Below are 24,489 nucleotides of genomic sequence, written 5' to 3' on the forward strand. Positions count from 1 at the left end.
AAAATAGCAGCCCCTTCAAAAATCTGAGCATTGCTTCCTGCAAACGTAACGCTTCAGAAAAAACAGTCGCAAAAGCTACATATTTCAATGATAGACTTAATTACTTTTCACACATGTCTTGCTCAACAAAGTGCTCGAGGCTACGATTTAGACTCGAAACAGAAAGAGGCAGTTGAGTATAGCGGGGGACCCTTATGGCTTCTTGCTGGTCCAGGTTCTGGTAAAAGTGAAGTCTTAGTTACACGAACCTTAAAACTACTTTGTGTAAACGGTGTAGCGCCTCGTTCTATAGCACTCACTACATTTACTAAACCCGCAGCACAAAATCTAGAAGATCGTTTGTCAAGCTATCTAAGTGTTCTTCAGGCTTTTGATTCTAGCCTTAAAAATGTAGATTTGTCAGATATAAGAATAGGAACCCTTCACAGCCTCTGCAATGATATTCTTCAGGAATATCGTTATCCTCCCTATCAAAATGTTCGTTTACTTGACAAAGTAGAGCAGGATCTTTTCACTTACCGTACTGCAGATATTTCAGAATACAAGAATCTGGATTTTTGGAGATACTTCCATCACGCAGTACCTAAATGGCATCAGAACGCCAAATTCTCACCTAGTAAGTGGAAGCGTGTAAAAGCAGCCGTTGTCTTGTTCAACCATATTGTTGATGACTGTATTGATTTGACGAAGATGCTCCAGGCTGGAGGGCATTGGGCGACTTTAGTAAAGTTTTATCAACAATACATTGAAGCCCTGCAGGATAACTATCGTTGCGACTTTGCACATCTGCAAGCTCGATTTCTGGAATTTCTTACCTCATCTGGGGGAAAGCGTTTTTTAGATGGTGATGGTTTGAATCAAGTGCCACTGCAGCATGTTCTGGTTGATGAGTATCAAGATACCAATCCTATTCAAGAGCGAATTTATCTTGCGCTTTCTCATAAACAGCCTCATAACATTACTGTCGTTGGTGATGATGATCAAGCTTTATATCGCTTCCGTGGAGCTAACGTTGCTTGCATGGTTAATTTCGATAAGGCTTGTCAAACTACTTTTGCCAAAACACCCTATCCAATCCAGCTGAAGCGTAACTATCGGTCTCACTCAAGAATTGTTGATTTTTTTAATAATTACATAACATCTTTTTCTGAAATGGCTGCTCCAGGAGTTCGCGCTCCTGGCAAAGATTTAGTAGAGCCTGCATCTTCTATTCAAGGTAATTATCCTGCTGTTACCTGGTTAACTCGAAAGAAAGCAGAAGATTTGCCTGAGGCTGTTGTTCAGTTAATTAGAGATCACCTGGTAGCTGACAATGTTATTGCTGATTTAAGTCAATGTGTTCTATTACTACGCAGTACTCAAGATTCGCCGGGTAATGCAGGTCCATTTATTACAGCGTTTAAAGAGAACAATATTCCTATTTATAATCCACGCTCAAAGTCATTTATGGAGAGTGAGGAGGTTCAATGCTTACTTGCAGCACTAGTAGAAATTATTGATAAAAAACATTCTTTTGCATCTTATAAGGATCAAAAAGGTGAGTCTCGATTATGGGTTAAACCTATTCAAGATTGGTTAAATACTCTTCGAAGTGTCTTGAATGATCCCACAATACCAACAGCCCTCCTTGAAGATTACATATGCAGTAGTAACGTAGAATTACCCAAAATATGCGCGGCAAGCACGCAAACTTTCATTGGTCTTAATCTACTAGAAATTATCTATCGGATTCTCTCAAGAGAGCCTTTCTCTTTGTGGCGTCAAGACCCATCAAGGAATTTAAGATTATCTAAAGTCACTCGTCTTTTTGAGGGCTACCACAGCATGAGTTTAGATAGCTTACGGAGAAATAAGTCTGGAATTGATGTAGATCCAACATTTCTCTATCGTTTCTATGATATGTTTGTAAGTTACCTTATTGAGACAGGAATTGATGACGATGAAGATGAGGATGTAATTGTTCCTCAGGGATATCTTCCGATAATGACTATTCATCAAGCAAAGGGTTTAGAATTCCCCTTTGTTCTTGTTGCTCAGCTAGGAGATAGTGGAAGAATTGGGTCAGCACAAATTCTTGAGACAGATTTAGCAAATTTTAGACAAGGATTATACCCAAGAAATGTAAGAGATCCAGAATTACTTGTCATAGAAGATACTATTCGGCTTTTGTACGTTGCTTATTCACGTGCCAAGAATGGCTTAATTTTGGTGGCTACGCCTGATCAAGTCAATAGTAAGAAAAATTTAAAGCGTGTTCCGGTTCCTGGTCGTGACCACGTTGAATTCCGACGAAATACTGTTGCCATATAGAACTCAACAATTACTGATCATGAAAAAACCATTCAGTGGTATCTCCGTCCCTTTGCCAACTACTCCACCAGTGAAACGGCGGTATAGCATTACGCAAGATATTGTTCCGTTTCGGCGGTGTGCCCGTCAGTATGGAACTTTTAACGTACACAAATATGCTCCTGCTTACCAAACACAAACATATTTTGGGACTACTCTGCACCAAGTTTTAGACCGTTGCCATTCTCATTTTCACGGTATTATTGATCCTGCAACAAAGGGTTTACTACCTGATAATGGCAAAATCCTTGGTGATCAAGATATTCTTGATTATTTTGATGAACTAAGAATTGCTGAAAAATTGAGTACTGCTCCTCCTACACCTCCAAGTGATATTGTCAAATATTTTGTTGAGGTAGAAAATGGCTTAAAGAGTAGAGGAATTCGAGCCATTAAATCGGATAATCGGTTGCAAGTTGTACGAATTCTCCAGTATTTCAATGCATTAGAAGGACCAGTTCTTTATCCACGAGTCATAGACACAGAACATAGGTTGCAGGCAGATAGAACTAATCATATTTTGCATGGTGTAGTTGATTTGCTTGTGGACCCTACGACTTCAGCTGGAGTTCCCGAGGACTACGAAATGTGGGACTACAAAGGTAGTACAAGGGTTGGCTTAAATCCTAAGGATCTAGAAAATTATGAGTTCCAAATGAGAGTTTATGCCAAGTTGTATGAACTTAAACATGGAGTTTTACCACGGAGAGCAATTCTGTATTTTCTAAACGAGTTAGATGGTCCTACATGTCCCTCAAAGCAACCAGTAAATGCTCTTATTGAAGTTAGTATTCTTCCAACTGAAATTGATAATGCAGTAATTGAATTTGCTAAGACCGTAATGCAGATTGAGCAAGCACGTGTTACTGGAAACTGGCAATCAGCTATACCCGGTGATATTAGTGAAAAGGATTGTGCAATTTGTGATCTTCGTTGGGATTGCAATACTCCAAATGGTGGAAAGGGAGTCAAACTGAGATATCCTTAGCTGATCGCATTATTTGTCGAGGGTGTTTTAACTTCTTTAAGTCAGACAACTCTAATCTTGAAATTTCAATGCTCATGTATAAATATCCTGATTTTGATGTTATCCAAATCGCTGCATTAATATAAATGATTCTATGAGCTTAGATATAAAAACTGTAGGAAATCTAGCTGATGAGGTTCTTACATTCATTGAACAGCGCGAGGCTGAGCAAATCGCTTATGGCATCTACGATTTGACATTGACAGGAAGTGAAGTTGTTCAAAACTTCCAGCCATCTAATGATATTCAGTTATCAGTAGGAGAGAAAAACTCAGCAGTTATTCAAGCTCTACAAAAACTTGCTAATGAGCTTCAAATTATTCGATTTGATCATGAGGAATCGCCTGAGAACTGGATTTTTCGAAGCCGGATTACAGAGACAGTTCGGCTCTTAACCAAGCTGCGTCAACGTATCGTTAACGAAAACCCTGTTAAAGTCGCCCATCGTATCAGTAAAAGTAAGCGACTTATAGAAGATGTAAAGTTTAGCGTTGCCTCTCGCCGGGTTCCACGACGCAATGTCTCTGTCCGGACGTGCATGGGGCTATTACTCTCCGGCAATTCAGAACAACAGCAGGCTGCTAATCTTCTGTTAACAGTCATTGAGCAGACCCTAACAAAACTGCAGCAGATGAGTGGTTTTCAACGTCGAACACTCAGGGCTATTTTGCAGGCGATCGAACTAGATTCACAACAGGGTATTGAGAGGGGGGTTGTTGTTACTGCTAGTACAGGAGCTGGGAAAACCTACGCCTTTTTCCTTCCAGTGCTAGCCAAAATGGTTATTGAGCGCTGTCTTCGGAAAAAGATTGGAGTCAAAGCAATCTGTATTTACCCACGAGTTGCTCTCTCAGAAAACCAACTTACAGATTTTATTGAGGTTCTCTATCATCTAAACCAAGTACTAGCTGCCAACAACCTTCCTGCAATTACCATAGGTGTGGAAAGCGGAGCGGCTGTTTATCAAGTAAGTGATTTTCAAAAGGTAGATGACTCTCAGCAACAAAAACTTGCTAAGCAAAGAGGTTGGAATTTTAGCGAGGATTATAAGGGCTATCTGTCACCTTTTGCTTACTGTGTAGGAACTCCGGGTTGTGGCTGCAATACAACTCCTCAACGACTTCTTGCTCGTCCGACTCAACCTGAAGTCCTGGTCTGTCCTAAGTGTGAAAAGACTTATCCCTTCATCAAATTTGCTCGGGATTTGATGGAGAAGCAACCGCCGGATCTTCTGATCGCTACTACAGAATCTCTTCATCGGCGATTGATCTCTTCAAAGTACCAGTACCTGTTCGGGACTACAACCTTCTGCGCGCCTTCTGTAGTGATGCTGGACGAGATTCACTTGCAAACTTCCACAGCAGGAACTCAAGTTGCTCTTCTGCTGCGCCGACTCCTATCACGGATTCGTACGGGTAAGCGCGATCGCCAAGAACAAGCCAATCTTGCCTTTGTTGGTCTGAGTGCGACGATCGCCCATCCTAAACAATTCCTATCCGAGCTTTCCGGTATTGACCCAGTGCGGATCGAGGAGGTTAAACCTCAAGACAATGAGATGCAGATTATTGGGGCAGAGCGTTTTATCTTTGCTCGTGCTGAAAATACCGAAGATACAGCGGTGCTTTCATCGTTAATTCAAACAGCAATGTGTGTGCTACACACGATGCCGCAGCCGGTAGCAGGTAGCGGCTTGAATCGTTATCGTACCTTCGGTTTTGTGCAATCTTTGGATATCGTTGGTCGTTGGCTGTATCAGGTGCAAGATGCTGAAAAGGTCAAGGACTACCAAATTGAGAGACGGCAACAATTGAAGAGCCAGGGAATTCGACCTACTGATGATGCCTACCCAATCAGGTATGTTCCCTTATATGCCTACCGTTACCCACCCTTTAACCGCCTACTCTTTCCTAACTTTTTTGGTCCTACTACCCAGTACAACTGCAATTGCGAAAATAGTTGCACGCCTGACCCAACTTGTCCTCTCTTTCAAGCTGGGGAGTGCTGGTGGGTGTTGAGTCAAAAAGATAAAGCACGTAGTCAGCCTCTCAACATCAAGCGCAAGTCAGGGAGCGATCGCTCTATTGTCATTGAGGAAGATGATGATCTCGTCATTACAACCAGTGCGTTAGAAGTTGGCTACGACGATGAAGCACTCATGTGCGTTATTCAATACACCGCACCTGCTAATGTTGCCAGCTTTGTTCAACGTAAGGGAAGAGGTGGGCGAAAAGTAGGCACACGACCGATCGTAGCTACAGTTCTTAGTCCTTATAAACCAACAGATTTATTTCTGTTTCGCAACGAGCATGTACTGACAGATCCCACATTTCAGAAGCTGCCTCTCAATGCTCAAAATCGCTATCTTCAACGAATCCATGGATTCTATGCACTATTTGATTGGTTGGCTTACCGAGCAAATCTTGCGGGTGTAGAACTCAATCTAGAGAGGCTGTCGCGGCAGGGTTATCAGTACCTGTTAGACCAAACAGCCAATGCAGGCATGATGTTTGCTTTTAAGGACTACTTACAGGAATCGTTCGCGATCGTTGATAACGACGCTTTACTGAGAGTTCTGGGCGATCCTGACTCAGATGGGTTCCTCTGGAGCATCTTTTGCGAAGGCTTGATGACAGCAGTACATCCAGAATTTGATCGAGAGAACAAGCCAATGGTTAAGGCGCGTGAGAGGCTAACTCAACATCTGCCTGATAATCTATTCTCAGACATCAATCTGCCAGAAGTTCGGGTAGACTATCGCCCTGATGATCACCGCTTCAACAAACGGCTTGATCCAGAGAGTATTAGTTTGGCTATCAGTGAGACGATCCCTGGTAATGTAACCTTTCGGGGTGGCGAAGGCTCGACATGGATACCACCTCTTCTTGCGGATGGGCAGTCTCTGCTACCTCTGAACCAGTACTACACTGCAAAAGACCAGATTGAGAATAATCCAAGCACTGCTAATCTGCCTAAACGAGCACTCAAGTTAGTTGGGATTACGCCTCGCAGTGGAAAATTTTTGACAGTTTATCGTCCTACTCAAATTGAACCCAAACAGTTCAGCCGGGATTACAACTCTTCGTTCTGGTACTGCAATCCTGATACAGGAGAATTGAGTGAATGCCGTAGCCAACAAGATGCGCCGCAGGATATGGTTCAACTAGCTCACTCCTGCTCAGCACAGTCCATCAGTGCCATCTATGTCCGACCTATAGGTGATACCCCAACAGCTAAATACACACTTAAAACAAGCAATCAATCCGTCTCATGTGACAGTCTTGGGGAAAATTTAGTTCAGGAAATTGTGTTGTATAGCGATGAACCGGATAACTTGAATCTCTTGGATGTTCGTCGCATCATTCTCGGTAGCCAGTATACGTTGAAATTCCATGAGTCGAGAGCAGACGACATCAGAGGGGTTGTTGGCTTTACAGCTAATGAGAATAATATGAGTAACTGTGCATTGGGGTATCAACTCATTACTGAAGGTATCAGTGTTGAAATCAAACCCGATGCTATCTCAGATGCCATACTCTCATTTTCTACTCGCGCCAATTTTCGGAGTAATGCAATTCGCCACGCTTTTATCACGAAATTGACTATTGAGGATGAGTATAGGGAAAACTATTTTGCTGCGGAAAACTTAGCAGATGTCCTTCTAACCGTTGCAGATGGTTGGTGTCACCAACAAGGAGGCACTCTAGAAGGGATGCGAGCCTGGTTTGTTGCAGGCAACAACGAGTTTAACCGCCGATCTATTCAAGCCATTAATGAAATCCACCAGTTGTCGCCGAAGAAACGTGAAGCCGTTCTGCAACTGATTACCAGCCCTAATAATTATTTGGCAGTCTTTCTGGATCTTTATGAGGAGATACAAACCAACGGGGATCTTTACCAGGACTATCTTTATGATAGTTTCCAGTACAGCCTGACTCAGGCTTTGAAGCAAGTTGCCCAGGAGGTCGCAGGGGTCGAGGCTCTAAATTACGTTTCTGCTTGGACTAGACTGCGGCTTGACTTTGATAACCGGACTGACAATCGTATCTGGCTTTATGAAATTGGTATGGGTGGTATTGGGGTAATGCGGGCAACTCAAGACCTGCTTCGGAAGAACCCAGACCGTTTCTGGACAACTCTGGCGCACCGAATGACCTATTGCCCCACTGCCCAGGAAGAAGCGTTTCTTCGTCATCTATTGGCTCAACCCGAAGACTGGCTAGCCCAATGTGAGGTACTGGTTGATGCGCTGATTCAATCTCGCAGTTCTAGCGATCGCCAAGTTGCGATCGAGGCATTATTGTCTGAAGTCCGCCAGCGAATGCAGGTTATTGTTCAGCAGAAACATCTGAAAGCATTACTCAGGGTCTTTATCCCTGACTACGCTCAGCAAATTGACGGGAGTCGCCTGATAAACTGGTGTATTTTCAGAGAAATTAATCAAGTTTTTCTTCCTACCTGCACTCAGCAATTTGGTCGTGAGCCATCCTTTGCGGAAGCAAGAGCTACCCTCTATCGCACAATTGCATCTGCTCTAAGTCAGCCAGATACTTCATCACCCTATCCTGAACTCACCCGTTTGCTTCGTTTGTATAGACTTGAATACAACTCGAACACAGCAGAAGTACGTCGAGCATTTGAATCAGCCGTAGAACGACGGATGCTGATAAATTGCCGTTGTAGCTGCCCAAGTTGTCTGGATGATCGGGGCGGCGATATTGAAGCTCCTGGACTGAGTCGTAATCTCCTGAACCGTTCTCTACTCAGCGACTGGCTAACTCAAGCCCGCTCTAACCAAACCTTGAACTTGGATGATGGTATCGGTGACCCAACAGTATCACCCACTCCTATCTCTGAGCAGATTCGACTCTTGCTGGAGAAAGGGTATCAGGCAGTTTACCTCCGTGTCCCTAGCGATCGCCTCTCCTCTCTTTGTGCGGCGATCAGTTACCTAACCGATGCTGGAATCGACACAGATTTGGGTATGGTCTATCCCATGATCACTGATATTCAAACCATTTATCCAACTGACCTGACGGTTAATCAGCCGCCCATCATTGAAGTTACTGTACGTCCTATTGAGTGAGGTCTATCCTATGGCAAAGCGATCGACCCTACAACGTAGTGGTCAAGCAATGATTTACAACTTCCTGCTGAACGAGGTGCTTGCCTCTCAGCTGGGAGGTGACTATGAATTTTGGATTGTTGCGCCTTGGGTTACAAACTTCCGGCTAGCTAATCCCTACTATGTCTCATTCCAGGAGGTTGTGGAGACTAAGCAGGATTCGCTGCACTTGTTTGACGTACTCCATCAAATCTCGGCAAACGGTGGAAGAATCTACATTACCGTTGGCAGCGATACAGATTATCACTCTGCGTTGAAACTGCTGGCTAGTCGCAGCGATCGCATTCAAGTGCGGGTTCTATCTACATTGCATGCCAAAGCTTACGTGGGTCGTTATGGTGGGCTCGATGGCTCTTTGAACCTGACTGATGGCGGAGTTAATCAAAACGCTGAATTATATACCTACTGCCATGATGAACGGAGTATCGCCGAGCTACGACAAATCTGTGTGCAACATTTTGAACAGGCGATGCAACTGTCATGAAATTTCAGTATGAGATTGTTCCAAAACTTGGAGGTGCTGACCAGATAGGATTACGCCTTAAATGCATTAGTGAGCTACAGGCAGAGGAGTTACACCGGGCAATTCGGGAACAATTCAAGGCTACTAAATTAATGCCCTCCCATCATGGAGAGTACACCCATTTCGTCTACGTCACCACTACTGAGGAAAATCTAAGGCAAACGTGGTCATCCATTGAAGCAGCCTATCTTCTCAATACTTCTAAGGTAGAAGCTGACTACTCCGAACAATCAGCAAAAGCAGTTCAAACGTTCAAATCCTGGCAAACTCAATTTCGCAACATTCTCAAACAACTTAATGAGGATATTCCACGGCCAACCAGTACTGTACAAAGCATTAATCCAAGCCGTTTAGAGCAACAAATTAGCCAAGGGCAAATCGTAGAAGCGGAAGAACGATTACTTCAGCAATCGAGTTCTGGTGACGGCAATGCTTTGCGTGCTTTGATTACCCTTTACACTCGTACCGCTAAAGCAGCTCAAATCATCGAACTTTGTTCAACCAAGCGCGATGAAATTTTAGCCTTACCTGTCTCTGGAAGGTTGGTTGAACAGATTGTCTCTGCCTACCTGCAAGAGGCTCAGCAAGAAAATATGCCAGAGTTGATGCTTTCAGCCCAGCAAATCGCTCAAGAGTTTCTACCTGAATTGGAGCGTATTCGTCAGGCCGATGGAGTACGGCGGCTCCTGCACCAGGCGCTCAAGCCGCAAGAGCCTATGGAACAAGTAGCCGATGCTACTCTTAGTGAGCAACTGGCTCAATTAGTGAAGGTGGAACCTGGAGAGCGTATTCCTCAGCTAGAGGCATTGAAGGTCAAACATCCCCAATCAACTTCTGTTTTACTTGATTTAGCAGCAGCCTATACAGCAGTCGGAGAGGAAGACAAGGCTTTAGAACTGTACCAATCAATTCCTGTTAAAACTGAAAAAGATCAGGATACTGTCAAAGTTCGACAGGTAGAACTCCTGCTATCTGGTAGCCGCTTTAAAGAAGTCATTGACTTTCTACCAGAACCGATTGCTACACTCCCTTCCACTTTAGCTGGCTTAAAGGGCGCAGCCCTTTATGCAATGGGGCAAAGATCTCAAGCTAGACCGCTTCTAGAGAGTGCTTGGCAAGCAGGAGAGCGTCAATATGAAATACTACTGCCTTTAGCTCGTCTTTGGTCTACAGAGGGTAATCCTGAAGATGCAGCAGAAATTTATTTAATTCTTTTAGATATTGCCCCTGAGCATTTGTCACTTGAAGACAGAGCGAACATTGCCACACTCTCATCTTTGGGAGGTTTTGGCGATATATCTAATGAGCAGGAGGTTAGTTACTATGAGGAGTGCATTGAGGTAGCAGGTTCAAGAGTTGCTACTCTACCCAATGCTGAGGACATCCTGAAAGAGCGAGCAAAGCTCTGGAAACAAGTAAATCGATTAGATAAATTCATCATTGCTTATGCCGATTGGCTGGATTGGCTAGCTAACCAGCAGTGGATGGATGACCTAGAGCTTGAGTTAGCCCACTTACGCACTATTGCTGCAAGTCAACAAATCAACCGTGGACAGCACTTTGAACTTTTGGAAGGGCTTGAACCCTATATTGCTCTTCTGCCAAAACTACGTTCGAGTCTGGCTAATGAGTATCAAGGAATTGCGATCGAAGAAATTGATAACGCTATACGGCAAGGTCGTTCCGAAGAGCCTTTTTTCCAAGACTTAAAACGTGCTCTTTATTACCTCAGCCCAGATATCGTCCCTCAACTCATTGAATACCAGCAACAGAGCAGAGATGAAGCAACAAAGCTTGGTATCCAAGCTCATTCCTCTAAGGACAGCGAAGAGACTGTGCCTGACCTTTCGTCTCTACGTTTGGCATTGGTTGGTGGGCATGAGGCAACTCGACGCGAAGTGATTCGGGAATTAACTTCAACTTATCGAATACAAGAGGTTGTCGAAGTAGCGCCTTCCAGTGATGCATACATTAGCCGTAGTAATGTTCAGAGCAGAATTAGCAATTGCAACCTGATTGTTGTTATTACCGGGTATATGGGACACGACCTTAGCAGTATTGTCTCTGAACTCCAAAGAGATAGTACCCTTGCAGGACAGGTGCTACCCGTAGCCTGTCGCGGCAAAAGTGGAGTTATTAGGGAGATCCTTCAAACCCTAATATAAGAGCATGTTGACAGAAGAGATCGCCCTCTTCTGCCACTCTCACTCCGACTCTATAGCCCCTAAAGCAATTAGTGACGCTTTCTGAGCCTCAGTTAATCCTGTAACATCAATGATATTCATACCCTCATAAGGTCTAAGTGCACGTAGGACCATTGGACACGCTCCTGTCTGAACATTCCTACCCTAATAGTTGCATCGTGTCCACCACCGCTAACCAAAGTTTGATTGTCAGAGCTAAAAGCGATCGGCGCAGTTCCTCGGCTGTCTCCTTGCAGAGTTCTGAGACACTGAAATGTTCTCATATCTCATAACTTTATTGTTTGACCAATATCACCGCTTGCAAACACTGAACCATCAGGACTAAAAGCAATAGAATTTATCCAATTATTGTGCTCTTCAAGAATCTGGAAGCATTGACCAGTATTGAGTCCCAAAACCGTCAGTACCGAAGGCAAAACAGCGTGTTGTGAGTGGGATACCGATGGTTGGGGCGGGTGTTAGACGACAGCTATTTCCGGCTCTTCCGAGCTTTTGGTGAAGCCGAGAAGTAGGGAGGAAACTATAGATCACCCCTTTCAGTGATCTGCCCATGGAATTCCTTCAAGCTCTGTTGCCCAGTACTAGTCTGCTACGTTTGGAAAGCTACGCCATTGAGTCAGGCGATTGCCTCTTGCTGAATCTTTCCTCTACGCAAACGATAGTTCCCTGTCCGCTGTGCGGTGGTCTGACTCACCGTATACATAGCCACTATGAGCGAACGCTAGCTGACCTACCCTGCGTCCATTTCAGGCTTAGACTCATTCTTCAAGTGTGTAAGTTTTTCTGTCCAAACTCTGAGTGCCGCCGCCGCATCTTTACAGAGCGGCTGCCTCAAGTGGCCGCCCCTTGGGGGAGAAAGATCGTGCGATTGATACAGCGGTTACAGTCAATCGGCTTAGCGCTGGCGGGTGCCGCAGGTGCTCGATTAGGCAATTGCCTGGGTTATGCGATCTGCGGCAGTACCCTGCTGAACCATCTTCAGCGACTGCCACTGCCAGACTTTACAACCCCCAAGGTATTGGGCGTCGATGACTTTGCCTTCCGCAAAGGCCACAATTACGGCACTATCTTGGTTAATCTGGAAACGCATCAACCGATTGCCTTACTGGCAGACCGTAAGGCAAAAACCTTGATCGAGTGGCTACAGGCTCACCCTGGTATAGAAGTGCTCTCACGCGACCGCTCCAAAACCTATAAAAGTGCGATGACCGAAGGCGCACCTGAGTCCAGACAAGTTGCAGATCGCTTTCACTTGGTCAAGAACTTGAGTGAAACCTTAGAGCAAGCTTTTGGGAGCTACCGCAGTGAGCTAAAAGCGGCTGAACAATCGCAGCATCAAGCCACCGTCGCAGACGCTCCTGAAGAAACCGTCGTGGCTGTCCCACAGCCAACCGCCGCGGAGAAGTCGCAGCAACAAATACGACAGAACCAGCAACGAAAAATAGAACACCAGAAGACGATCAAATCCTTCCGGGCACAGGGATGGACTCAAACCGCGATTGCTCAGAAGTTAGGCGTTAGCCTCAAGAGCGTTGAACGCTACAGTAGCTTGCCAGATTTTCCCGAGATACCCGCTCGCCGTCCCACTTTCGGGCGCAGTCTACTCGATCCATACAAGCCACAGCTTTTGAACTGGTGGAACTCGGGTATTAGAGAGCCTGGCATCCTGATGAAATTGCTCAAACCTTGCGGCTTTGAAGGCTCTCTTCGTACCCTACAACGCTACATTAGTGGACTGCGCAAAGTACAGGGTCTACCACCCGTTAGGATTAAGGTTGCTCAGGCGTTGCCCAAAGTCCTTGACCCGCAGTCGCCACCCTTCACCCCACGTCAAGCCGCCTACTTGGTCGGACTCAATCCAGAAAATCGTCAGGCAGAAGAGACTGATCTACTAGAGCGGGTTATGCAGCAGCATCCGGACTTGACGCTGTTGGTTGAGGTAGCTGATGAGTTCTTGCAACTGTTAAGACAACGGCAGGCAGGCGCGTTCGATGACTGGCTGCTAAAGGCAGCAAGCTGTGCTCTCAAACCTTTGCAAACGTTTGCCAAAGGGTTATTTGATGACTATGCTGCGGTCAAAGCTAGCCTAATGACAGAGTTTAGCAACGGCCCTGTCGAAGGCTTGAACAACAAGTTGAAGCTGCTGAAGCGACAGATGTACGGCAGAGCCGGCTTAGAGCTACTCGCGAAGCGCTTCATTATGACTGCATAACGGCAAGCTCAACGTAGTGCAGCAATCGTTTTCTCAGCTTCACCAAAAGCTCGGAAGAGCCAATTGTAGCTGTCGTCTAATAGGCGGGTATCAGCGAGTGTTCGGTGCACAGGTGGACCACTACATTGGTAAGACATTGACGCAACGAAATAAGCGCATCAATGGAATTTTGCGACAACAAACCGGACGCTGGCATCGACGACAAAACAAGTTTGGCAACATTTAGCAGCAAACGGAGGTGACGGTGCGGTTGGTGGTCAGTTACTTCAATTGGATTTGGCAGCATTGGCAGTTGGGAACGACAGCAGCACAGCGAGCGGGATTAACGGATATGTCTTGGGCTTGGGCAGATTTCGTTACTTATCCCACACTTCTTTAGAGCATGACCTACCATTGTTTATCAGGTTCCCTTTGAGAAGTGAGATTGGGTCGAAGACTACCGCACTACCCAGACAGTCTAAAGACTTTATCAGGCGGCTAAAACATCCACTTGTTGAAGGTAATCTCGCCTATCTTCATCAATACTGACTAAGTGACGCTGGTAGTAGGCATTGATTCGAGCTGGAGCCTTAGCAGTAGGCTCTAGCAAGTTCAAGGCTGCTACAGCACATCCCCAATTCTTCGTCTGCCAACCATAGTTAAGGATAAGAGCACCAGAATCAAGATTGTGCTCCTCACTTAAACATCTAGCCTTTGCTAGTAACCGATTTTTATTAAGATTTGCAGCCCATTGAAGAGGGACATCTCCAAATAAAAGCTGAGCAGCAAATTGATTGGCAGTGTCCTCTTCATCATCATTCACACCACGCAGAAAGGATTCATCTACCAAAATGCCTTCTTGAAGATGCCCTTTCGCAATATGTCCCAATTCGTGAGCCAATATAAAAAGTAGCCAAGCAGATTGCTTACGGGAAGAACCAATTAGAATAACGGGTCGTCTTCCAGACATAACAACTAAACCATCCGATTTGACATGCCCATCGGGTTGCTTGTCAAAATGAACCACTGGAATGCCAACTCCCCAGCAAAAATCAAGCAAACTATCCAAATTTACACTGGATTCTCTTTGCAGTATCGATTGTCTAATAGACAGCGCCTCAGAAGGAATAGAAAAATAAGCCTGTTCAATAGTTGAGGAAACAGCATTTGCAATACTCCTCGCCAAATAGCTGAAAAGCTGTGGGTCTTCTTGGCTTTTCTGTAGTTTGAACTTTGTTGCAGGAATCGGCAGAAATGCTAGAGATAAATCTGAATTCTGAGAAAAATTAACTTTCAGAAACAATCTACGAGATAAAGAGTTTAAAAGCTGAGAGATTGCCCCCTCGTCACTTTCAAGCTCACTCTTCCACCATGATGGAAAAGCCATATTTTTAATAAAGGAAGTAGACAGCCCTAAAGATCTAAGTTGCTCACAAATGGCAGATACTGTAACTCTAGATTTGTATTCTGCTGAACCATTCACAAGGATTGGCTCAAATTCTTCAAGCCAATCACCTTCAACATCATCAAAATACTTATAAACTCGATTGACTCCTTCCTCCTGCCAATCCTGCTGATAATGTTGAACAGCACGCAAAGCTTCCCTAGCTTGTTGCATAGGGTCAGAACTATCGCCAAAACTAAAAATGTTATCTTCGCTAGTCATGGCTTCCTGAAGTCAAACCCCTTAAAAGCTGTAACAACAGTATAACAAGGAGCTGTTGGTGTATCACTATATTTCAAAATAGCTGTAACAAGCTGGGATACAAGGGCTTTTTCAGCAGGGTTATAGCTGAGGAGTAACCCCCGCTCAATGCTCCAGTATGTCAAAGTCTCTTCCCAGCGCTGTTTCTTGCCATCAAGATAAGCCTCTGAGAGTGTTGTCAACTGAACACACAGGACTGTCTCCTTTTGTCCAGATGCCAACAGGTCTGTTGCCATTGACAGATCAAGCAAGTGTTTCCATAGAAAACTACCCCTTCGCTTCCCCATTTCGCTTGAAATGTCTCTCAGCATCTGCTCATCATCCCTCTTAAAATTCCCGTTCATCACTTCCCGCCGCCAAGTGGGAAACTTCGGGTCTTCGTCATTAAACCATCGCGGGAATAAAATTTCTATCCAATATTGCTGTGTGACTGAAAAATTTAGGTTCAAGTAAAGCTTTTGTCTATCCTCCTGGCTTAAAGGCTTGAGAGCGAGCCAAAGCCCCGCATCCAAAATCATTTCTCCAAGGAGATCTAAAACATAGGGCTTACTCGTCAGCAGCCCATCTTTCTTGTCCTTGATCCATTTCGTTAAGACAACAAGCTTCTGCGCGAGTTTCGGTTCAACTGTCTGCGTCTCCTGAGCCAATTTTGCGAGTTTTTCTCGGGCTTGCTGTGGGTTTAGTCGTGATGATGGCACAAATCAAAAGGGAAGTGGAACTTTCTAAAGGGTCTCGAAAACCCTATTCATAATAGCTTAGAAGCCCATAGCTCAAAAAAGATGAATGGGAGTTATGAGGAACTTCTACATTCCTCTATCATCTGGTCAAACCAATATGCCTAGATATACAAGCTACAGTTACCACAATGGAAATACTACGCTTTCTCACAAGCTGAACTGTTTTGGGGAGACACTACCTTACATTTGGGTATCCTTCAATAGTGCTGCACAAGCTTCATCGCCCTCCCTTTCGCGAAATTCCCCTCAATTTCACTCCTCATCTACACCAGAAACGCGCTTTTCAACGGTTATCTCCACCCTATTACCAATCCACCCTAATCGCTACAGGCAGAGGATCAGGTAAAACTGAATGTTTCCTGCTCCCCCTTCTAGAACACTGCCGCCAGCAACAGGGGAATGGAACTTGACCAGGGTTGCTTCTTCTGGGCAACCGATCGTGCGAGAAGCGCAACCTTCATAGAGCCGGAGCAGGGGATTGAGGGCATCCAGGGCAGAAACATGAACCCAGAGGGAGTTTGACAGCTTTTTGTCAATCGCACTGGACTTACACCGCTCTGCCTCGAATATTGGATTGTCGACTATCGTGGCTTAGGCGGTACCGCTTTTATTGGCAAACCCAAACAACCCACTTTCACCGTCTGTCGGCTAGTGGGCGAAGAATATACCCAGCAACAATACCGCCTCGGACAAGCGATCACATCTCCTTTGCTGCCCCATCTCCAACTGCGTTTAGACGACGTTCTCCCCCGCTAATCTGGTTCATTCTCGCAGCGGCGGTTGGAGCGGTGGCAGGATGGCGAGGTGCGTGATATTCACCATGAGATGATGACCTTAATTTATTAGGAAGATACCCTGCTCCACTGCCGATTGGTGTTTACTGGTGGAACTAAGATGACTAGAGTTATTTTGATAATGCAAAAATTCTTCTCCGCCAATGGATGCTACAACTTTCCACAATTCATGAACTATTTGCTATTTAAGAATTTGCCAAACTGCTTCCTATGAAGAGTTTCAGGAATTGTTTAACTTTTTTATTGCAAAAGTCCATGATTTCTTATTTCAAAACTTAGCTTTCAGCAAGAGATTGTTTAACTTTATTTTTTAGTAAGTCTGTGACCAAACGGAAAATCAGTACTTTTAGGCGATGAAATTGTTTAACTTTTTTATCGACTCACATGTTGTAAAAGGAGAATAAAGTTGGAACCTAAAGAATAAAGTTGGAAACTAACTGGCACATATGGATTAAATCAATTTGTACCCAGCAGTGGCCAGTTTTGGTTTTCCAAACAGTTCATTACGCTTGTTTATGTCCATTGAGGTTGTTTGGCCTACGTAGCCGAAAAAATTTGAAATCTTTTACTCAATAAAGTTCGCTAACAAGCGCTTTCAACGGCTTGCTCTAAGCAGGAATGTTCTATTACTGGTTCTAAACCAATAGAACAGCCTTTTGTGCAAACGTTAAATGCCTGTAACGCTTTTATGGTGGAATTTTCAAGTTATTAAGTTGTTCTAAAACTGCTCTACCCCGACCAGGCAACTCATGGACGCTTACAAGCGCTCGACCAAGTTTGCTACTACCGTAATAAACTCAGTTGGTTCAACTGGCTTGGGGACGTGGGACTGGAACCCTGAAGCTAATGCTTTGATGCGGTCTTCTGTGCGAGCATAGGCAGTCAGGGCGATCGCAGGAATCCTACCTTCCTGTTCTGGCGCTAAGGCTCGAACTTGACGAATCAGGGTGTACCCATCTTCACCGGGCATCCCAATGTCGCTGACCAATACATCAGGTTTTTGATCAACGGTGCTTTGAGTCATGAATGCTAAAGCCTCCCTCGCCGATGCCGCTGTTGTGACCACCGCCCCCCGTTGCCTCAAAAGAGTCGCAAGCAGTTCTTGAGCATCTGTTTCATCATCTACGATCAAAACTTTTAAGCCATCCAATCTCGGTGCATCAGTCAAAGGGGCTGTATCACTGACCGTAGGGTGTATCCGTTCAAGGCCTGTCGATTCCGAGCGAAAGATGGTAACGGGAAGATTGACCATGAAGGTAGCGCCTTGTTGTTCATTGGGACTGACGGCATGAACGCTTCCACCATGCAGCTCCACCAAATGACGAACGATCGACAGACCTAGCCCGAGTCCGCCGTGGGCTCTGGTGGTTGTACTATCTGCTTGCTGCAAGCGTTCAAAAACGTAAGGTAAAAACTCCGGACTAATTCCCTGCCCAGTGTCACTCACCGTCACTTCCACATGGGAATTAATTCGTTCTAGTCGAATTTGAACTCGACCGCCTTTGGGAGTAAACTTCACGGCATTAGAGAGCAAGTTCCAGAATACCTGTTGAAGGCGGTCGGGATCGCCAGAAACAGGGCCTGCTGCGGGGTCTAAGAGACTTTGAAGGCGAATGTTTTTTGCTTCTGCGGCAGGGCGAATAGAATCGATCGCTGCCTCAATGACCGAAACTAGGATGACTGGACGAACATTTAAGCGCAACTTGCCAGTAATAATTCGAGAAACATCCAGTAGGTCGTCAATGAGTTGATTCTGTGCTCTAGCATTGCGCTCGATTGTCGCGATCGCCCGAGTTGTAGTGGCTTCATCAAGCTGTTTAGAGCGCAACATCGTGGCCCATCCCAACATGGCATTCAGTGGAGTTCGCAATTCATGGGAGATGGTGGCGAGAAACTCATCTTTGAGTCGACTGGCGCGGGATAATTCCTCAGCTTGTTGACGTAGCAAAGCCTCAATCCTCTTACTTTCGGTTAAGTCTAAAACAAAGCAAACCCAAGCGAGTTCGTCGCTTTCAAGCTGTGCAGCTCCTAGCAGAATGGGAACTCGGCTGCCATCTTTGCGAAGGTATTCTTTCTCAAACGGTGCACAGCTTCCGGAGCTAGCAAGTTCCTGTAACACTTGTTCGTCCTGCTGGATGTACTCTGGTGGGGTCATTTCAGTCCAGCTCAGCGCGCGATTGTGCAAATCCTCGCGGCTATAACCGACCATTTTGAGGAACGCGTCATTTGCCTCTATTACTGTGCCATTGGGACCTGCTAAGAGCACACCGATAATGTTCGCTTCAACCAAGCGGCTGAACCGAGCTTCGCTTTTTATTAGCTCAATTTGTTGAGATCTCAGATTTTCTGCTAAAGCTTCAGCTTGTCGGCGTGCTACAACCTGCTCAGTCACTTCAAAGCCAAAGGTAATTACCCCTTCTACTGCGCCATCAATGTCAAAGATCGGCTGGTAGATAAAGTTAAAAAATCCCTCTTCGGTCGTTCCATTCCCTTGTCGGTCAAGGTGGGCAGCAATCTCATTGCCGACAAACGGCTGCCCTGTTACAAACACGTGATCCAAGAGTTCATAAATCCCTTGGTCCTCCAGTTCAGGAAAGGCTTCTCGGGCTGTGCGCCCAATCAGTTCTCGGTTCCCTACGAGTTGACAATAGAGAGGATTGGCAAACTCGAAAACGTGATTAGGACCGAACTGGGTACAGATGAACGCTGGAGCTTGAAGCAGGAGTGAATGAAGGCGGTTCCGCTGAACCTCCGCTTCTGAGCGGGCGGCTTGCTCTCTCATCATCAATTGGTTTCGCTCGGCTTCTGCTTGCTTTCGCTCGGTAATATCGCGAGAAATGACCACCACAGACTTCGGGGATTGATCGGTACTCAAGGGGGTGAGAATGTATTCGTAAGACAGCACTCCTTTATCGGTCACAAAATCGGTCTCGCCTTTCAGCGATCGCCCCGTAGACATCACGGTTTCTCGCTGAGCGTCCACCTTTTCCATTAAATCGGCGGGTAACCCAATGTCTCGCCAAGTTTTTCCAATTAAATCAATAGCTTGAAAACCCAGCACCTGAGCGCCCTTATCGCTGACGTAGCGATATCGTCCCTCTTGATCAAAAACGTAGATATGATCGACGGAAGTTGCAAAAATTGCATTCAGCGTATTTGCCTGTTCTTGGGTCTGAATGACCACTTGCCGATACTGTTCCTCGCTGAACCTCAGATTGGACAACGTGCGCTCCACTCGACGTTTTGCAACTCGGAGTTCATTACATAGAAGACTGATCAATGCGCCCTCTAGTAGAAATAAACTCAATCGCGAACCGCTCACCCAATTAAGAGACAAAGAATGAATAGGAGAAATAAAGTAGTAGGTACTGATGCAACCCGACAAAGCAGTTGCAAACAGTCCCGGAGCCAAGCCACCTGACCAAGCACTGATCATTACAGCACCAAAGAACAGCAGGAAAGGACTTTGAGTCATGGCAAGCAGCGGGTCTAGCAGAAGCATCAGCAGTGTTGCAAGCAAAACGCTGAGTGCAGCTATGCCGTAGTGCAGTAGTTGAGAGCGGGTCAGATTTGGCATGCCATTCTTTGAAACCGAGTCGTTAAAATACCTGTATTAGGCGTTCCCGTAGCAACCGGACTAAAACTACGCTAAGAACTTTCAGGACTAATTTTAGACTGTATAACCGTCTAGTTATAGCCCGAAACGACTGATTTCCCGTTCTAGTCAATTGCTAAGAGCCTTGAGAATCAGATGCACTTCTGCAGACATCGCAGAAGTTCGATGGTGCAGTGAACCGAGATTCGACCAGTGAATGTAGGGCGAACAACCCAGCTCACCCGACGCAGATAACTTTTGCAACTCAGCCCGCCCGCCTTAGTGATTCCAGTGCAGAACTTTTATGGGAAGACGGAGCTTGCTGTAACCACTCCTCATGCTTGTCCTCCACCCTGACGCAGACGAGGTTACTCCCTGATCTGAGACTTCCGTAACTTCTAAACCTTAATGGAGTCCATAACTTTCCTCAATTTACCGTTATCGATGCCCATGGGACGTGAGCCCTAGAGTGATGATGTCGAGAAACAAAGCGGGATGCACCGGGAGCACAAGCAATCGAGAATCTTCCACCGTTAAGCCCAATACCATTCAATCACTCATCAATGAGCACGATCATGCCATACAACAACGCCCAATTTCGCAGCATTCTCCAGAGCTTTGGTTTCCTCTATCCGCCCGAAGGAGAACTTACCTCTCCGATTTCTGACGATAATAGCCCGATGGTCGATTGGGTTACCACCGAGGCGATTAAAGAATTCCAAGCGTATTACAAACTGAAAGTCGATGGCATTGCAGGACCCAGGACCTTGGCCAAAGCAGAACAAGCGATGCGGATTTTGCAAGACCACTTAAATCGAGTCGTCAATGCCAACCTGCCCACAAGTCAACCACTTTATGGACCGAGAACCACCGCTGCGGTCACCACTTTCCAAGGGCGCTATGGCTTCTCTCCTGCCAAGGGGTTTGCGGCGCTGCCGGTGCGCCAAAAACTCTATGACCTCGTTCGGGGTCAAGGTGTTCGAGCCGAATCCGTTGGCTGTTAATCAGTTCTCGCGATGTCGGGAAAGCACAACGCCAGTACAGCACCGCTTCACGAGCGCTATTCCTCGCTCCCTGACAGGTGCTTTCCCCAGTTCTCTACGCTCTCAATCCTTATCTATTGTTATTCCCGCTCTATTCATCAAGGAGAATTTATCATGGTCACCACGAATGTTTGCCTCAGCCAACCCTTGCTTCAGAAAGGCTCCACGGGAACGGAGGTCAAACGCCTACAGGAACAGTTGAATGTTTACTTCGGGGCACGCCAGCAACTGGGCGTCGATGGCGTCTTTGGGGCACGCACCGAACAGGCAGCCAAAATCATTCAATATCGTTACTTCTTAGTGCAGGATGGGGCTGTGGGAGTCAACACTTAGCGAGTGTTGTGCAACCGAGATCTGATCGAAAAGCCCCTGCTACGTCGCGGCAGCACTGGCCCATTAGTGAAACGGGTTCAGCAAGTGCTGCGCGATGCCAAGCTGTATCAAGGGGCGATCGACAGCGTGTTTGGAGCGCTGACCGAACAAGCCGTGATGAAAATACAAGCGGCAGCACAGCTAGCTCAAACGGGCATTATCGACCCGGAAACATGGTCTGCCTTAGTCGATCGAGCAACAATGCTGACCGTTTAACGGCATTCCGATTCCTGAATTTCTGCCGTTTGCAGTGTACATCCTATCTAGCTTCCACGGGTGTGGGAGCTTTTTGTCTTTGTGATCAACAAGGCTTTAGTTCGCTTTAACTCAACTGTCTTGAAGTTTAACGTTGCCTAATGTCCGTCTATTCATCCTGAGTTAACTGCACTCTCCGCAGAAGTTCCGACCAATCAAAAATTGCCGCAAATTTGAGTGCGGCAATTCCAGTACTTTTGCGCCCCAGAACTTCTGCGGGGTGCGGCAGTTAACCAAGGGAAGGGTTGAAGCGATTATAAATTAGCCATATTTTACAAACCTGCTACGCCACAGATTCCTGGCAAAAGCCAGCACTCTGGCGTGTGTCAGAACGCATTCTAGAACTTCCAAAAACTTGTTCAGCAATCGCAACAACTAGCATTGTTGGGTCGGCGGGCTTAGCAATATGTTTTTGAAATCCAGCTGCTAAGACTTGCTGCTGAGTTGTTTCTGCCGCATAAGCAGTCAGCGCGATCGCCGGTAGATGCTCAAACTCAGGTAGCAATCTCACTTGCTGAATCAGCATATAGCCATCGACATCAGGCATTCCTAAATCACTGAGTAAAATATCGGGATGGATGTGTTTAAGCGCTACGATCGCATCGACTGCTGAAGCTGCTAACGTCACCTCTGCCCCATACCCTTGTAGTAGAAATGCGAGAAATGTACGTGTATCAGTATCATCATCGACTACCAAAACGTGAGCCCCTTCAAGGGTTAAGATATCGGAATCAACACTCGCTCCAGAGGCAATTACTACTTCAGAGTAAGCTTCTTTAGGAATGGGCAGCCTGAGGGTAAAGGTTGAGCCTTGGTTCTCTCCGGGACTAGCGACCTTTAACGTTCCGCCGTGCAGCTCAACTAAGTGGCGGGTGATCGAGAGTCCGAGTCCGAGTCCTCCGATCGCGCGGGTAGTAGTGCTGTCAGCTTGGCGAAAGGAATCGAAAACATAGGGGATAAAGTCAGATGGAATGCCTTTTCCAGTGTCGCTGATTCGCAGTTGAACTTCTACTCCTGTGGTATCGAGATAGATTTCAATCCGTCCGTTCTCAGGCGTGAACTTAACGGCATTTGAGAGTAAATTCCAGACCACCTGCTGCAACCGAGTGGGATCGCCTTTAATAGCAGCAATCGGTTCTTCGATGTGCAGTTGAATGCTGAGGGATTTCGCTTCCGCTGCGAGATGAACAGTTTCTAAAGCAGCGTGAACGACAAACGACAAATTAATAGTTTGCCAGTCAAGATGGAGCTTACCGCTTAGGATGCGAGAGACATCCAGCAAATCATCGATCAGTTGAGCTTGCAGTTGAGCATTACGCTCAATCGTCGCGAGGGCATTGTTAACTGCTGCTGGGCTGACTTTGCCGCTCTGTAATAGTCTTGCCCACCCTAGAATAGGATTGAGCGGCGTGCGGAGTTCGTGAGACACCACTGCTAGAAACTCGTCCTTCACACGGTTTGCAGCCTCAGCCTCTTCTTGAGCGCGGCGACGTTCTTCAGACTCTGCAATCGCTTGGTCGCGCATTTTCCGATAGCCTTGAGCCTGAGTCGTCAAATCGGTGACATCTTGAATTGATAACAAGGCGTAGAACTCATCGCCCTCCGGTGCCGCGATCGCTGTGACAGTGGTATGTTGAATGCGGTTCCCGCCCTGCGGCAAAGGAGCTGGAATCAAGTGCTTGTGGAACTGCGATGAGAAGATCGTCGGCACTCCGCCTTGAAAAATTTGCTGGAATCGGTGGACATAGGTCGGCTGACCAAAGTGTGAAAAAAACTCAGTGATCGATTTGCCTAAAATGTCTTGTTTAGGGATTTTCGTCCATTCTTCTAGACAACTATTCCAAAACAGCACGGCATAATCTGCTCGCAGCACACAGTTGCCCAAGGGAATTTGATCGAGCAACGCAAATTGGGCTTGAGCGCTCTGTAGCTCATCTGTAGAGCGAGTCATGAGGGTACCCCTAGTTCTCGATCTATAGCTTCAATCAGCGCATCAAAAGAACTTACTTCAAAAATCAATATGATATCGCCAATAACTTTAAGCTGCTTGATCTCAAAACGAGTTTGAGCGAGTAGAAAAACAGTCGCATTATGACCGCGTTGATTGTGCAACAAAAGATTTTGAATCGTATCTTCTAAATAGATGGGAATCGCATAGCGCAAATGTTGACTCAGCAGATTACTAATTGATCCCATCACTCCATTGATCACAATGTTACCGATTTCGCTGAGTGTGCCGATCTTAACGGCATCAAGATCAGGAGAATCAGGAGCTTCACCCGTTAAGACCGAGATCAACGTGGACGCGCTTTCTGTGGGAAACAGGAGTTCGGCAGTGCCACTAAATTGCCCTGCAAATCCTAGTCGAACGGTTGAAAAGTAGCCACTATTAAAGCGTTCCTTTAACTTCTGCTGTAACTGAGCAATATCAAACACTTCAATCAGTGGAATTTTCAACAAGATGCGGCAATCTGTCATCTCATTGAGAATGCCTGCAGCGCGTCCAACCCCAATGTTGATGAACTCCTGCAGCGCGTCTAGTTGGTCAGCAGAAAGTGATCTCATCGACGGA

The 24,489-nt window shown here is 46.0% G+C and carries 15 protein-coding genes and 1 pseudogene; 10 read left to right on the plus strand and 6 right to left on the minus strand.

Features of this window, described 5'->3' with window-relative positions; translation table 11 throughout:
* Positions 1-30: 30 nt before the first annotated feature.
* The 5 genes from AC5I6P_RS28940 (at position 31) to AC5I6P_RS28960 (ending at position 11,186) form a co-directional block, all read left to right on the plus strand.
* Entirely contained in the window at positions 31-2,310 is a 2,280-nt protein-coding gene (locus tag AC5I6P_RS28940) for a UvrD-helicase domain-containing protein (RefSeq protein WP_495697246.1), read from the plus strand.
* Positions 2,279-3,337, plus strand: a complete 1,059-nt coding sequence (locus AC5I6P_RS28945; RefSeq protein WP_495697247.1) for a PD-(D/E)XK nuclease family protein — start codon at positions 2,279-2,281, stop codon at positions 3,335-3,337. The genes AC5I6P_RS28940 and AC5I6P_RS28945 overlap by 32 nt, the downstream gene beginning before the upstream one ends.
* A gap of 133 nt (positions 3,338-3,470) precedes the next feature.
* Positions 3,471-8,459: a DEAD/DEAH box helicase gene (locus AC5I6P_RS28950; protein WP_495697248.1), complete on the plus strand. Its 4,989-nt coding sequence runs from the start codon at positions 3,471-3,473 to the stop codon at positions 8,457-8,459.
* 10 nt (positions 8,460-8,469) lie between these two features.
* Entirely contained in the window at positions 8,470-8,982 is a 513-nt protein-coding gene (locus tag AC5I6P_RS28955; protein ID WP_495697249.1) for a hypothetical protein, read from the plus strand.
* Positions 8,979-11,186, plus strand: coding sequence for a tetratricopeptide repeat protein (locus tag AC5I6P_RS28960; protein WP_495697250.1), 2,208 nt, complete (start codon positions 8,979-8,981; stop codon positions 11,184-11,186). Before AC5I6P_RS28955 ends, AC5I6P_RS28960 begins: the two co-directional genes overlap by 4 nt.
* A 305-nt stretch (positions 11,187-11,491) precedes the next feature.
* Here AC5I6P_RS28960 and AC5I6P_RS28965 read toward each other — a convergent pair whose 3' ends face one another.
* Entirely contained in the window at positions 11,492-11,641 is a 150-nt protein-coding gene (locus AC5I6P_RS28965; RefSeq protein ID WP_495697251.1) for a WD40 repeat domain-containing protein, read from the minus strand.
* Positions 11,642-11,775: 134 nt separating this feature from the next.
* Here AC5I6P_RS28965 and AC5I6P_RS28970 point away from each other — a divergent pair, with 134 nt between their 5' ends.
* Positions 11,776-13,437 (plus strand): ISL3 family transposase, encoded by a 1,662-nt coding sequence (locus tag AC5I6P_RS28970; RefSeq protein ID WP_495697252.1) that lies wholly within the window; start codon positions 11,776-11,778, stop codon positions 13,435-13,437.
* An 85-nt stretch (positions 13,438-13,522) separates the two neighbouring features.
* A pseudogene (locus tag AC5I6P_RS28975) lies at positions 13,523-13,816 on the plus strand (IS1 family transposase); the annotation flags it as partial.
* Between the two features lie 90 nt (positions 13,817-13,906).
* Here the strand turns inward: AC5I6P_RS28975 and AC5I6P_RS28980 are convergent.
* From AC5I6P_RS28980 to AC5I6P_RS28990, 3 genes are all read right to left on the minus strand, one after another.
* Positions 13,907-15,082: an ImmA/IrrE family metallo-endopeptidase gene (locus AC5I6P_RS28980; protein WP_495697253.1), complete on the minus strand. Its 1,176-nt coding sequence runs from the start codon at positions 15,080-15,082 to the stop codon at positions 13,907-13,909.
* On the minus strand, positions 15,079-15,819 hold the full coding sequence (locus AC5I6P_RS28985; RefSeq protein WP_495697254.1) for a hypothetical protein: 741 nt from the start codon (positions 15,817-15,819) through the stop codon (positions 15,079-15,081). The genes AC5I6P_RS28980 and AC5I6P_RS28985 overlap by 4 nt, the downstream gene beginning before the upstream one ends.
* Before the next feature lie 1,590 nt (positions 15,820-17,409).
* Positions 17,410-20,229, minus strand: coding sequence for a hybrid sensor histidine kinase/response regulator (locus tag AC5I6P_RS28990; protein ID WP_495697255.1), 2,820 nt, complete (start codon positions 20,227-20,229; stop codon positions 17,410-17,412).
* Positions 20,230-20,822: 593 nt separating this feature from the next.
* Between AC5I6P_RS28990 and AC5I6P_RS28995 the strand changes: the two genes are divergently transcribed.
* From AC5I6P_RS28995 to AC5I6P_RS29005, 3 genes are all read left to right on the plus strand, one after another.
* Positions 20,823-21,251, plus strand: coding sequence for a peptidoglycan-binding domain-containing protein (locus AC5I6P_RS28995; RefSeq protein ID WP_495697256.1), 429 nt, complete (start codon positions 20,823-20,825; stop codon positions 21,249-21,251).
* 153 nt (positions 21,252-21,404) lie between these two features.
* The gene (locus AC5I6P_RS29000) at positions 21,405-21,623 is read left to right on the plus strand and encodes a peptidoglycan-binding domain-containing protein (protein ID WP_495697257.1); all 219 of its coding nucleotides are present in this window, start codon (positions 21,405-21,407) and stop codon (positions 21,621-21,623) included.
* Between the two features lie 3 nt (positions 21,624-21,626).
* A complete protein-coding gene (locus AC5I6P_RS29005; RefSeq protein ID WP_495697258.1) occupies positions 21,627-21,878 on the plus strand; it encodes a peptidoglycan-binding domain-containing protein in 252 nt (83 codons plus the stop codon).
* 322 nt (positions 21,879-22,200) lie between these two features.
* Here AC5I6P_RS29005 and AC5I6P_RS29010 read toward each other — a convergent pair whose 3' ends face one another.
* Positions 22,201-23,868: a hybrid sensor histidine kinase/response regulator gene (locus AC5I6P_RS29010; protein ID WP_495697259.1), complete on the minus strand. Its 1,668-nt coding sequence runs from the start codon at positions 23,866-23,868 to the stop codon at positions 22,201-22,203.
* Entirely contained in the window at positions 23,865-24,482 is a 618-nt protein-coding gene (locus AC5I6P_RS29015) for a chemotaxis protein CheC (RefSeq protein WP_495697260.1), read from the minus strand. The genes AC5I6P_RS29010 and AC5I6P_RS29015 overlap by 4 nt, the downstream gene beginning before the upstream one ends.
* Positions 24,483-24,489 lie beyond the last annotated feature (7 nt).

It is taken from the genome of Myxacorys sp. (genome assembly GCF_059501405.1).

Coding starts and splice junctions, on each gene's coding strand:
- AC5I6P_RS28950 (WP_495697248.1), top strand. CDS start 3,471: ATGAGCTTAGATATAAAAACTGTAGGAAATCTAGCTGATGAGGTTCTT.
- AC5I6P_RS28955 (WP_495697249.1), top strand. CDS start 8,470: ATGGCAAAGCGATCGACCCTACAACGTAGTGGTCAAGCAATGATTTAC.
- AC5I6P_RS28960 (WP_495697250.1), top strand. CDS start 8,979: ATGAAATTTCAGTATGAGATTGTTCCAAAACTTGGAGGTGCTGACCAG.
- AC5I6P_RS28970 (WP_495697252.1), top strand. CDS start 11,776: ATGGAATTCCTTCAAGCTCTGTTGCCCAGTACTAGTCTGCTACGTTTG.
- AC5I6P_RS28980 (WP_495697253.1), bottom strand. CDS start 15,082: ATGACTAGCGAAGATAACATTTTTAGTTTTGGCGATAGTTCTGACCCT.
- AC5I6P_RS28990 (WP_495697255.1), bottom strand. CDS start 20,229: ATGCCAAATCTGACCCGCTCTCAACTACTGCACTACGGCATAGCTGCA.
- AC5I6P_RS28995 (WP_495697256.1), top strand. CDS start 20,823: ATGCCATACAACAACGCCCAATTTCGCAGCATTCTCCAGAGCTTTGGT.
- AC5I6P_RS29000 (WP_495697257.1), top strand. CDS start 21,405: ATGGTCACCACGAATGTTTGCCTCAGCCAACCCTTGCTTCAGAAAGGC.
- AC5I6P_RS29010 (WP_495697259.1), bottom strand. CDS start 23,868: ATGACTCGCTCTACAGATGAGCTACAGAGCGCTCAAGCCCAATTTGCG.
- AC5I6P_RS29015 (WP_495697260.1), bottom strand. CDS start 24,482: ATGAGATCACTTTCTGCTGACCAACTAGACGCGCTGCAGGAGTTCATC.